The 12507-nt window shown below is 39.3% G+C and carries 12 protein-coding genes; 1 reads left to right on the forward strand and 11 read right to left on the reverse strand.

Features of this window, described 5'->3' with window-relative positions:
* Nucleotides 1-79: 79 nt before the first annotated feature.
* From frr to ABVT42_RS08530, 10 genes are all read right to left on the reverse strand, one after another.
* Nucleotides 80-637: a ribosome recycling factor gene (frr, locus tag ABVT42_RS08485; RefSeq protein ID WP_353874322.1), complete on the reverse strand. Its 558-nt coding sequence runs from the start codon at nucleotides 635-637 to the stop codon at nucleotides 80-82.
* Nucleotides 638-673: 36 nt separating this feature from the next.
* On the reverse strand, nucleotides 674-1405 hold the full coding sequence (pyrH, locus tag ABVT42_RS08490) for a UMP kinase (RefSeq protein WP_353874324.1): 732 nt from the start codon (nucleotides 1403-1405) through the stop codon (nucleotides 674-676).
* Nucleotides 1406-1410: 5 nt separating this feature from the next.
* The gene (tsf, locus tag ABVT42_RS08495) at nucleotides 1411-2292 is read right to left on the reverse strand and encodes a translation elongation factor Ts (RefSeq protein WP_353874325.1); all 882 of its coding nucleotides are present in this window, start codon (nucleotides 2290-2292) and stop codon (nucleotides 1411-1413) included.
* A gap of 120 nt (nucleotides 2293-2412) precedes the next feature.
* Nucleotides 2413-3171, reverse strand: a complete 759-nt coding sequence (rpsB, locus tag ABVT42_RS08500) for a 30S ribosomal protein S2 (RefSeq protein WP_353874326.1) — start codon at nucleotides 3169-3171, stop codon at nucleotides 2413-2415.
* Between the two features lie 632 nt (nucleotides 3172-3803).
* Nucleotides 3804-4403 (reverse strand): hypothetical protein, encoded by a 600-nt coding sequence (locus ABVT42_RS08505; RefSeq protein ID WP_353874327.1) that lies wholly within the window; start codon nucleotides 4401-4403, stop codon nucleotides 3804-3806.
* Between the two features lie 11 nt (nucleotides 4404-4414).
* Nucleotides 4415-4942 (reverse strand): hypothetical protein, encoded by a 528-nt coding sequence (locus ABVT42_RS08510; RefSeq protein ID WP_353874329.1) that lies wholly within the window; start codon nucleotides 4940-4942, stop codon nucleotides 4415-4417.
* A 9-nt stretch (nucleotides 4943-4951) separates the two neighbouring features.
* Nucleotides 4952-5134, reverse strand: coding sequence for a hypothetical protein (locus tag ABVT42_RS08515; RefSeq protein ID WP_353874330.1), 183 nt, complete (start codon nucleotides 5132-5134; stop codon nucleotides 4952-4954).
* A gap of 312 nt (nucleotides 5135-5446) precedes the next feature.
* The gene (locus ABVT42_RS08520; RefSeq protein ID WP_353874332.1) at nucleotides 5447-5752 is read right to left on the reverse strand and encodes a hypothetical protein; all 306 of its coding nucleotides are present in this window, start codon (nucleotides 5750-5752) and stop codon (nucleotides 5447-5449) included.
* Nucleotides 5749-6879 carry an aminotransferase class V-fold PLP-dependent enzyme gene (locus tag ABVT42_RS08525; RefSeq protein ID WP_353874333.1) on the reverse strand — a complete coding sequence of 377 codons (1131 nt, stop codon included), beginning with the start codon at nucleotides 6877-6879 and terminating at the stop codon, nucleotides 5749-5751. Before ABVT42_RS08525 ends, ABVT42_RS08520 begins: the two co-directional genes overlap by 4 nt.
* A gap of 12 nt (nucleotides 6880-6891) precedes the next feature.
* On the reverse strand, nucleotides 6892-8079 hold the full coding sequence (locus ABVT42_RS08530; protein ID WP_353874334.1) for a methyl-accepting chemotaxis protein: 1188 nt from the start codon (nucleotides 8077-8079) through the stop codon (nucleotides 6892-6894).
* Between the two features lie 581 nt (nucleotides 8080-8660).
* Between ABVT42_RS08530 and ABVT42_RS08535 the strand changes: the two genes are divergently transcribed.
* Nucleotides 8661-10877, forward strand: coding sequence for a winged helix-turn-helix domain-containing tetratricopeptide repeat protein (locus ABVT42_RS08535; RefSeq protein ID WP_353874335.1), 2217 nt, complete (start codon nucleotides 8661-8663; stop codon nucleotides 10875-10877).
* A gap of 27 nt (nucleotides 10878-10904) precedes the next feature.
* Here the strand turns inward: ABVT42_RS08535 and ABVT42_RS08540 are convergent, their stop codons facing one another.
* Nucleotides 10905-12380 carry an aminotransferase class V-fold PLP-dependent enzyme gene (locus ABVT42_RS08540; protein ID WP_353874336.1) on the reverse strand — a complete coding sequence of 492 codons (1476 nt, stop codon included), beginning with the start codon at nucleotides 12378-12380 and terminating at the stop codon, nucleotides 10905-10907.
* Nucleotides 12381-12507 lie beyond the last annotated feature (127 nt).

Here is a 12507-nt window from a genome sequence, read left to right on the forward strand (position 1 = left end):
ATCTTTTAAGTGTTAAAAATAAATACGCCGCGTCATCAGACCGATAACACGGCGCATTGCTTAAATTTGGCTGAAAAGATTAAATTTCCATTAGTTCTTTTTCTTTATCAGCAACTAACTGATCAACTGTTTTTACAAATTTATCGGTCAGCTTTTGAATATCGTCCTGGGCACGGCGCTCATCATCTTCACTAATTTCTTTTTCCTTTTCTAACTCTTTTAATGTCGAGTTTGCATCACGGCGAATGTTACGAATAGCAACTTTTGCACCTTCAGCTTCATTACCAACAACTTTAATTAAATCTTTACGTCTTTCTTCAGTTAACGCCGGTAATGGTAATCGAATTAAATTGCCTGTTGTATTAGGTGTAATCCCAATATCTGATTCCATTAGTGCTTTTTCGATTGGTGCAATCATATTCTTTTCAAATGGTTGAACCGTGATGGTACGAGAGTCCTGAATAGAAACGTTAGCGGCTTGATTCAACGGCGTATCAACACCGTAATAAGAAACACTGATATGATCAAGTAAGCTAGGATGCGCTCGACCTGTTCGAATTTTTTGTAAAGCCAGTTTAAATGCCTGAACACTTTTATCCATACGGGTACTGGCATCTTGTTTAATATCATTAATCACAATAGAACTCCGTTAAATAATTTATTTTGACTTCAATTATTCACAACTGATCAGTGTACCTTCACTTTCATCTAATACGGCTTTAATCAATGCGCCAGGCTTTTGCATGTTAAATACACGAATATTCTTTTTATGATCTCTAGCCAGACAAAATGCCGTTAAATCCATAATACCAAGCTCTTTTTCAAGGGCTTCATTATAGGTTAAGTGATCATATTTTACAGCATCTGGATATATTTTAGGATCAGCAGAATAAACACCATCAACTTTGGTTGCTTTTAAAATTACGTCAGCATCAATTTCTATTCCACGCAAACATGCTGCTGTATCAGTTGTGAAAAAGGGATTTCCTGTACCCGCAGTGAAAATAACAACTTGTTTGTTTTTCATAAACCGCAGTGCAAAACGTCGATCATAATCTTCACACACACCCGTTAATGAAATCGCAGACATCACCCGAGTTCCTACGCGAACTCTCTCCAATGCATCTTGCATCGCCAAAGAATTCATTACCGTTGCCAGCATACCCATATGGTCGCCAGCAACTCGATTCATTCCCGCTGCAGCAAGTTTTTCACCACGGAATAAATTGCCGCCACCAATGACAATACCAACCTGTACATCTTCTTCAACAAGCTGTTTCACTTCATCGGCAATTCTGTCGAGAATCGAAGGATCAATTCCAAACGATTCTGCGCCCATCAAGGCCTCTCCACTTAATTTAAGCAGTATTCGTTTTTGATTTTTTTCCGGCGCAGAACTAGGCATGTGAATTATTCCCCTTTAACCTGTGCCATTACTTCAGCAGCAAAATCATCTTCTTTCTTTTCGATACCTTCACCAACTTCAAAGCGAACCATCGCAGTAATTGATGCACTTGCCTTTTTCAGTAAATCGCCAACAGTCATCGAAGGATCTTTAACGAAAGGTTGGCCAACAATGCTCACTTCAGCAGCAAACTTGCGGAGACGACCTTCAATCATTTTTTCAATAATTTCATCTGGCTTACCACTATCTTTGGCTTGTGCGGTAAAAATTTCTTTTTCACGGTCATAAACTTCTTGAGAAATATCTTCAGGGTTAATGAACTGTGGATTAGTTGCAGCTGCGTGCATAGCGATATCTTTTGCCAATTCCTGATCGCCAGCCGTTAATGCAATCACGACCCCAATTCGACCACCATGAATATATGACGCTAGAACCCCTTCTGAGGCTTCAACAATTTGTACTCGACGAACACCAATGTTTTCACCAATTTTAGCAATCAGTGCAGTTCTGGCTGCCTCAACCGTTTCGCCAGAAGCTAAAGTTGCGCCGGTTAAAGCTTCAATTTCGGTTGTTTTGTTAGCTAAAGCGACATCAATAACCTGTTGAGTAAATGCTTTAAAGTTGTCATCTCGAGCAACAAAGTCAGTTTCAGAGTTAACTTCAACGATAGCGGCTAACTTACCGTCATCTGAAGACTTAGCAACAATTAAACCTTCGGCAGCAATACGACCCGCTTTTTTCTCAGCTTTGGCTGCACCTGATTTACGCATATTATCAATTGCAGTTTCAATGTCACCATCGGTTTCGACCAATGCTTTTTTACATTCCATCATACCTGCGCCGGTTCTTTCGCGCAGCTCTTTTACCAATGCAGCTGAAATAGCCATTTTTCTCTCCAGTTTTCAATTATTAATTCTTTTCTGTTATCTCGAATAAAGTGTCACTTTACACAAGACATAAAATAGGGGGCATACGTAGCCCCCTTATTTTTCATAATGAGGCGAAACTTATTCAGCAGAAGTTTCTTTCTCTTCTTCAGCGTACTCGTCAATTGACTCTGACTCTTCAGCTGGCGCTGTTGCAACACTTTGACGACCGTCTAATACGGTATCAGCAGCAGCAGATAAATAGAGTTGAATTGCACGAATAGCATCATCATTGCCTGGAATAACATAATCAATGCCATCAGGATCAGAGTTACTATCAACAACAGCAACAACAGGAATACCTAACTTTCGAGCTTCAGAAATTGCAATATGTTCGTGATCAGCATCGACGACAAAAATCGCATCAGGCAAACCGCCCATATTTTTAATCCCGCCAATACTGGCTTCTAATTTAGCCATTTCACGAGTTAATAATAATGCTTCTTTTTTCGTTAAACGATCAAATGTACCATCTTCGCTTTGTTTTTCCAGATCTTTCAAACGATTGATTGATTGACGGATAGTTTTATAGTTGGTAAGCATACCGCCTAACCAGCGTTTATCTACAAAGAATTGACCACAGCGATTGGCTTCTTCGCGAACAATTTTACTTGCACTGCGTTTGGTACCAACGAATAACACTTTACCTTTACGAGCAGCAACAGAACTCAAAAAATTCAGTGCGTCGTGGAACATAGGTAAAGAATGCTCCAAGTTGATAATATGAATTTTGTTTCTTGCGCCGAAGATATACGGCTTCATTTTAGGGTTCCAGAAACGGGTACGGTGACCGAAATGCACGCCCGCCTGAAGCATATCACGCATTGTGACTTTTGCCATTTTATAAGCTCCTGATTTACAAGGGTTTTGCCTCCGCTAATCCCAACTACCAACTCCCACTCTATAAAAATAAAGGAGCACCCTGATAGTTGTGTCGATTAACGTGTGAATTAGGTGTTATTCGGATTCGAGTAACACGGCGCGCTTTATATCATAAATCGTGCCTGAAGGGCAATATAAATAGCTGTTTTACTGAAATTTCTTCATCTTGTCACTATTATATTGCGATGCCTATGGCTATAAATAAATGGGTCTCTTAATTTTAAGCCTATTTTCGGTTAGCTGTGGGAAAATGTATAATGCTTTGCTCTAGCAGTTATGTCGTTAAAAACTCAGTTGTTAACAGTGAGGTCTTTAGCAATTAGGTTTAAACCGTAAAGCTAAATTGAACCGAAGATGACTTACCAGTATATCAGTATACTGTCGTTCAAATGTTTGGGGTATTTATGGAGCCGGCCTGTGAACTTGAAGTAGGCCTATATACTTGTAGCAAGGTCAGGCAGAAGTCGAATACAAGGTAAAAATTAAGCCCGGTCTTCACTCCGGGCTATTAGCTATGGGCTTTTTCTATTTACTTTTGCAATTGACAGACAATGACAAAGTACTATATAGAAGCGGGATAATGACATTTATTAATTTCGCTTGGTAACCACAAACTCACCATAATCATCCCCCAGTTCAATTGCCTTAGTTTGCTCACAAGTGAATTTACCAAAACCATCAGGATAAGGTTTATCCCCATAGGCAATATCCATAAATGCAGCCGAAACACCACGAATCATAAAAGCAAATGGGGTTTTCGGCTGATAGCTATCTTTGACATCAGCTTCATAATAGCCGTGGACGTGAATAACCATTTTTTCGCCTGGAATTAATTCGACAATTTCAGCATTCGCCCACCCCCATGCAGTAAACACTGCATAGGCGCCATGCAATATGTCCTCAGGTACTTTTTCAATCATAGGGCCTATAATTGCCTGAAACTCATCAGAGTTTATGATTCCCCATCCCGTATGATAACCACACTCAGATGCGGCATTCATTAATAATCCCGATGCATCTTCATACAAATCCTCACCAGCGGCATCTAGAATTTTTGTCGAAAATAAATTCCAAAAGCTGGCTGGGAGTTGATTTACTAAAACACCAAAAGCAGGAATTAACCCTTCTTCATTACCTTTTACCTGAATTTTTGACAAGTCAGCAATTGCTTTTTCTCTATCAATAGCCATTGAAACAACTCCTAATTTTTTTCAATTGTAAAAGTGGATTTATCGGCACCGCAAACCTGACTTTCCACTTCGGTAACATGGTAGCTGCCAACGGGCTGTCCATTGATCATTGCAAAGGCAGCAGCAATAAATCCCTGGCCAATAAAATTAATACTTTTATCAAACTCTCCCCATTTTTTCTTCCATCCCTCATCAACATGGGAAAATGGCATTTCAGCTTTTCCACCAGCATCACTATCAACGGTCAAAGTCAGTTGACCAAGTCCGACAAAAGAAAAATACTGTTCAGCAATTGAAACTTTATCTGCTTGATTGCTCACGTTCGGATGACTTTTCATATATTCATTGAGCACCTGATAAAACGTTTCTTCTGCAGTATCATACAAGTGCTTTTCGCCTGAAAATAATTTTGCATCGTCGGCCAGCTGAGTAAAAAGAGAAATATAATGATGGCAATGAAAAACGGTTGCCTGATTATTGATATACTGCCGTTTATCATTCTCATCGAACTTAGCATCGACTTCAAATTGAACACTCATTATGGCCTCCTACTTAAATTCTTTCTGGATTTCAGCAAGCGCATTTTGCAACTTACTAATATTATCTGGCGAATCAGGCTCCGACTCTGCTTTATTCGAAGGAATACCCGAAATCATTGCCAAACGCATTCGTGCTTTTAAGCCACCTATTGACTCAGCTTGATTATAAAAACTCACGAGTTTTTGCCCCATTCGTTTATCCTCTATTTATCCTCTATTTATTCTCAAATTATTTTCAACAACAACTCTTAAACAGATTTTTCAATTAAGCTTTTCACACAAACATCATTCATTTTACAAACTCCTTTTTAAATAATCCGTTTAAAACTACTAAATATGACAGATTGAACAGCAAACGATAAAATCTGGTAGTCACTTATTTACTATAATTTTCTCTAAAACAAACAAGTCCTTTTAGGATAGTCCACAACCGTCAAATTTGTTCTAAAATATTGTAATTAAAAAATTGATTTTAATTTTTATTTTGTTCCTCATCAAAAAAAATCAATTGCAGCTCCCATTACCCTGATAATCATTCACATAGTCTTCAAAAAATTTTATAGCTTCTTGCAAACAGCTTCGCAAAAAATACACTCTTAAATAATCATTACCTTCCACCCCTTTTAACAAGTACCCTTGTTTACGTTGTATACGATAAAATGGTCGGGCAAAACCGCCAAAGTACTCTAATTCACCAGTCAATCCCAAATAATCAATAAACGCTTTATCAACTGGCTCATCCAGAACAATTTCTTTCATGAAACTGCCATCAAAACAATTTTTAATTGGACGACTTTCTTTAATTTTCATTTGCCGCCTCTTAATTGAAAAACAATCTGCTTAATCGATGAAACCAATTGCTCAACGTCTACAGGTGTTGTAAAGATAGAGGGGCTAATTCGCAGAGTTCCATGCGGACTGTTTAAACAAGAGTGAATCATTGGCGCACAATGCAAGCCGCTGCGCACATTGATATCGAAGCTCTCCTGTAAAATATAGCTAACTTCTTCAATATCCACACTTGAACTTTTCAAGCTGAGTATACTGCTATGCAGTGGTGAAACAGTTTCTAGTTCAGCAATATCGTGTAGCGCTTGACGGATAGCAAGTTGGACTTGTTGTAATTGCGCATAAACATTTTGTTGCGCATTAATGTAGCGAATACCACTATTTAACGCCACGATTCCGGGCACATTTAATGTGCCAGCCTGAAAGCACCACGGACGCTCTATCGGCTGCATTAATTGCTCACTCATTACACCGGTGCCACCATGAATCAAAGGTCTAAGTGATACTGAAGGAGAAATATATAATCCACCAATCCCTTGAATTCCATATAAAAACTTATGCCCGGTAAAGGCCAACATGTCAATGTGCATTTCCTTAATATCAATAGGCAGTAACCCAAGACTTTGTGAAGCGTCAACTAAAAATAAAATATCTTTATGCTGTAGCTGTTCACCAATTTGCGAAATATTTTGTATCACGCCAGTTACATTAGACATGTGGTTAATACAAACTAATCGCGTTGTTGGTTGAATCTTCTCGATGACAGCCGCCACCTCAATCATTCCGTTCGCATCACACTGGACATAGTCAACCTGAACATCCAAAGCAGCTTTTAATTGTTCTAAAGGCCGCAATACCGAGTTATGTTCAGTTACGCTAGTTACCACATGATCGCCCGGAGATAACAATCCGAAAATTGCCTGATTTAATGCTTGCGTCGCATTTTGATAGAAAAAAATATTTTCCGTTGTAGGGGCTTTAATTAATTCAGAAATGAGCTCACGAGTCTGCTCAATCACCATAGAATAGGAATTTTTTGCACTACTTCTGCCAGGAGATACAGGCGGTTGTTGCAAGTATTCAGTAACCGATTGAATAACCTGAGCAGGTTTAGGAAAGCTGGTTGCCGCATTGTTGAAATAAATCACGCAACCTTTTCCTTATTGCAGTCGATACTTATCGGATAGTCCTTTAATATGTGATACTTGCTCAGAAAAAATATCCAACGCACCATTAATATCAACTGCGCTTTTGGTAGACTGCTCTGCCATATCACTAATGTTAAAAATATTTTTACTGGAATCTTCTGCAACACGTTTTTGCGCTTCACTGGCACTAGCAATTTCAGAGTTCATTTGGTCAATCAAAGTTACCGCGCTACCTATTGAATCTAATGTATTGGTTGCCCGGTTAGCGAGTTCACTACTGTCTTCAATACTGCTACGGCTTTCAGCAATCACTTTAACTGCATTTTTTGAACCTTCTTGTAAACTGACAATAATTTCCTCAATTTCCTGTGTTGAATGTTGTGTACGCTGTGCCAGATTACGCACCTCATCAGCAACCACGGCAAATCCCCTGCCTTGTTCTCCCGCTCTGGCGGCTTCAATTGCTGCATTGAGTGCCAGCAAATTTGTTTGCTCTGCGATACTCTTAATGACATCCAAAACAGTACCAATGGATTCGCTGTTACCTTCAAGTTCTTGGATAACACCTGCGGTTTTTTCCATTTCTTTAGTCAGTGAATTAATGGATTGCATGGTTTGATAAACCACACTTTTTCCTTCTACCGCTTCTTCTTTTGCTGTATGCGAGGCGTGTGAAGCACGCTGAGCATTTTCAGCAACTTCATTAACTGTTGCCGCCATCTCACTAATTGCAGTTGCCACCATTTCGGTTTCGACCTGTTGTTTAGCAATAATATCTTTTGAGCGTTGTACTACGGTAGCCATCTCTTCTGATGCAAACCCCAAATAATCACAATCCTGAATTATATTTTGCAATAATTCACGAAAATCATCCTGTATATCAAAAACAACTTCCAATAATTGCCCAGAAATACCATCATTAATTTCCAGTTCTTTTGGCGTTAAATCCTTCTTTTTATGTATATTAACCAATATTTCTTTGGCTAATATTAATTGTTTATCTACGGTCACTTGCCACCAGTAAGCAATTAATACCAGCGACCCTGTCGGTAGCATGATCAAAATTAGCAACTGGGTAAAAGACATATCACTCTGACTGAATGAAAAACTCAATATTACAGAAACCACGACGGCAAAAATCAGTAGGATTATTGTTCGCTTGGTCAGGGACAAATTAAGAATGGACTTATTTTTACGCATATAGTTTCTTCAATTTATTTACAAATAATATATTTGATCCCAATATAATCAAAGTGTAGTTAAAAATAATTAGTAGTGCACAAAATATCTACTCAAAAATATTTAGTGTTTATTGAAATTAAGAGAATAATAGTCACTCGGTGACCTCATTGGAGAAGATGCCAAAACAAGTCGTTGGCTCGAAACAACATAAAATTAGCGGGTACCTCTTCGCTTTCATCGCAAACCATCAGGTTGGTACTGAGCTAAATTATTCCCAGTTATATTGTCTTGCCAGATACAAATTAGCCAGCAAGCACTTGATGGATGACCTGACCGCATTGAAAGATATATTAAAAATGGGTTGATAAAGAGGCTCCATATTAAGCTCGTCTCGAAATCACGTTCGCTCTAATTAGTGAAGAATCATAATCTCTTTCACTTTTTGAGTGAATGCTCAATGAAATTCAGTGAAAAAATAGTGAAACGCAACAGAAACGCTTGATATTTAAAGCTATTTCTATAATCCTTAGTTTCACTGTTTAATGTCATCGTATAAGCTCACTATAGCTTGCAATAGCAAACCATAAGGTAAATTACTTTTGTTTAACGCCGCGAGTGTCAGACACCAATTACAAATTGCCGATTTAAAACTGGATTTACAAACTGGTCAGGTGTGGCAAGGTGAAGATGAAATCTCGTTACCCAAGCTTTCTTATCAGTTACTTAGAGTACTGGCAGAAAATGCACCTAATGTAATGACCCAGGAAGATATCATTCAACAGGTTTGGCCTGATATGGTTGTAGGCGATGAGACACTCAAGCAAAGAGTTCGTCTGTTACGTAAGGCCATTAGTGACAACGCACAATCGCCGCAGTACATTAGTGTTGTAAGAGGGGTTGGATATCGTCTTATCCCAGAAGTTAAGGTTATTTTAACGCCAAGAGCAACGCCAATTGAGTATGAGCTAGCCAGCAGTGACCACCCACCCGAATTTGTTTCCTCAAGAACTACTAGCTGGTGGCAGTTTGTTTCACTTTCGATGGCAGGTTTTATTATTTTTTTATTCGCCGCGTTAATTTCGCTGAGTATCCAGATGAATGATAGAGCACATTCCTATTCTATTCGTAACCTGGCGATACTGCCATTCGTTAATGTCACTCAAAATAAAGAAGATGAATATCTAGCATCTGGTATGACAAACGAATTAATCAATACGCTCTCGGCAGTAAAAACACTAAATGTCGTTCCTAAAGAAAGTGTTAGCACCTATCAAAACTCAGAACGAATCATTAGCGATATCGCTCGGCAATTGCAAGTTGGTACAATTTTAGATGGGGCTTTATTTCGTAAAAATAACTTAATTTACTTAAATTTTAAGTTAATTGATACCAGCCAGTCGACCTTATTATGGCAAGCAGAATATAACTTTGCCTCTGACGATATTCTCGCAATTCAGCGCAAAGTCATCACTCAGGTAACCAGCCATTTAAAAACCAAACTTGATGCGTCGGCAATCTTAGATAACCTATCGTTAACCCAACCCTCACAAGTAGTTCAGGCTTATCACTATTATTTACAAGGTGAAAATTACTATAGTCGCTATCGACAACAAGACAATGCTACCGCTATTTCGCTTTATCAAAAGTCTCTCGAACTCGAACCCGATTTTGGACTGGCTTACGCAGGACTGGCAGATGCGCTCAGTCAAGGAGTATTCCAGTTTGGCGCAGGAGATACCTGGCTACAACAAGCCCTCGAGGCAGCCCAGCGAGCGGTGGAGTTAGTCCCAAATAAGGCAGAATCACACAAGGCTCAGGGGCTGGCATTATTTTTAGATGGACGATTAAATCAGAGTATCGCTTCAAATTTACGTGCGATAAAACTCGCGCCCAGACATGCCCAGGCAATTACTAATCTAGCCTATTTATTCAGTTTACAAGGCAAAATAGACAAGGCTTTGCAATGGAATTTAAGAGCACTGGAAGTTGCACCAGATTATGCGACAGTCCACGCCCACCTTGGAAATACCTATGCACTGGGAGACCAGTTACTTAAAGCGGAAAAAAGCTACTTAAAAGCCATTCAACTGCAACCCGATTATTCCTTTGCAATTAAGCTTTATGCTCGTTTTTTAGCAACTCATGGCCAATTACCAACTGCAAGAAACCTGGTCCATCAAGCACTGGAAAAGTCTCCTAATGAAACTGCGTTGTTAAGTGCAGCAGGCGAAATTGAATTAATTCATGGATACTTTTTTGAGGCTCACCAATATTTTCAACAAGCCATACACTCTGCCAATAATGGCATCAATCGTGAACTGAGCCTATTGAACACGATTAGCTTATTGGGGCTGAATAATTTATCCCTCAACAACTTATCCCTCAACAACTTATCCCTCAATTCGATGCTTCCAGATCCCATAGAGCCACCAGATGAAACTCACCCCGTCGATAACTTAGACCAGAGCAGTCAACAATCCAAACCAACATTTCATACACTGCTCTCACAGCCTAACCAAAAACCAGTTGCCAAAGATGAACTGACTCAACTGGTTTCCCAACAAACTCAAGACTGGCAAAATTACAAACTTTCAATCAGTGAAAAACCTTACGATCACTATTTACTGGCACTTCTTTATGCTGCGAATAATCAACTCATTGAGAGTCGGCAACAGTTGCAAATTGCCTTTGACAAAGGATGGCGAAATTATGCGCTACTCGAATCAAATCAATTACTGCGGACGGTTATTGCCGAGGATAATATCCAACAGCAAATTATTAATTTGAAGCTGCAACATATCAAAATCCAAAATTAGCGTCGATAAAACTGACGCTAACAGACATCAGACAAATAATGCATCAGCACGCTCTAACGGATCAAAAGCACTGAGTTGCAATGGACATTCTACGGGGTGAATGGGTAAATAATCACCGTGGCGAGTATCAAACCGATAATCTTTTTTCCACTCATCAATATGCGTAATAATTTGCTTAATTGCCTGACTGATTGCAATGACTTCTGCATCAGTAGAAGTAGGATGTAATGAAATACGTACCCATCCAGGCTTTAAAGAGAGATCTCCTTCATCAATCATATTGGTGATGGCACAAGAGGTATCCTGATCGACGCCTAACAAAATATGCCCATAGGTTCCAGCACATGAACATCCACCTCGGGTCTGTATTCCAAATCGATCACTGAGTAAACGAACAATCAGGTTGTAGTGTATATCCACCACATAAAATGAAACGACACAAAGTCGATTTTTATTAGCCGAATGCAGTATGTTAACTTCGGGTATTTGGCTTAATTGTTCACATAATAAATGGACGATTTCTTCTTCACGTTGTTGAATTTTATCGGTCCCCATTTTTTCTTTAAGCATAATGGCAAGCGCAGTACGAATTGTCTGCAAAAATCCTGGCGTGCCGCCGTCTTCGCGAATCTCGATGTCTTCAAAGAAACGATGCTCTCCCCAAGGATTTGTCCAGGTGACAGTTCCCCCGCCAGGATGATCCGGAATCTTGTTATGATAAAGGCGCTTATTAAACACCAAAATACCAGAACTGCCTGGGCCACCTAAAAATTTATGGGGTGAAAACATTACGGCATCGAGTCTTTGTAAGGGGTTTGCCGGGTGCATATCGATATCGACATAAGGCGCTGATGCTGCAAAATCAACAAAGCAAAAACCATCATGTCGATGCATAATTTCAGCAAATTGATGATAATCAGTCTTAATGCCAGTCACATTACTACAAGCGGTAAATGAACCAATTTTCATTGGCCTGTCGCGATATTCGAGCAATAGATTTTCCAGAGCCTGAATGTCGGGCATACCAGCCTCATTGGCAGGTATGACGATTAAAGTAACTTCACATTCATTCCAGGTGGTCTGGTTTGAATGGTGTTCCATATGCGTAATAAACACCACCGGCTTTTCCGACTCTTGAATTTCGAATCTTTCACTCCACTTTTCAGGGACTCTTATTCCTAAAATACGCTGGAACTTATTAATGACGGCAGTCATCCCCGCACCAGCACTAATTAACACATCATTAGCGTTAGCATTGACATGTGCCTTAATTTTTTTCTGTGCCTGATGATATAAATTGGTCATTGCACACCCAGTATAACTAGCCTCAGTATGGGTGTTAGCCACCAGCGGACCAACTTGATGTGTCATGAAATCTTCAATTGGTGCGTACAATCGTCCGCTGGCAGTCCAGTCGGCATAGATTGCATCGTGTCCCTGATAAGCCAAGTCAATTCCAATTATATTCTCTCGAAAGGGCTCAAAATAATTTTCTAAACTCATGAATAAAACTCACTTGCGGAATGCAGCCATATAAATTTATGTATAAATATCATTTACTTAATTAACCTACAAGGTCAGTCTGGTAACCCATCGCATCAATCGATTTGACTCACTTTATAAGCGATTT

Source organism: Aliikangiella maris (assembly GCF_040719265.1).
Lineage (GTDB): Bacteria > Pseudomonadota > Gammaproteobacteria > Enterobacterales > Kangiellaceae > Aliikangiella > Aliikangiella maris.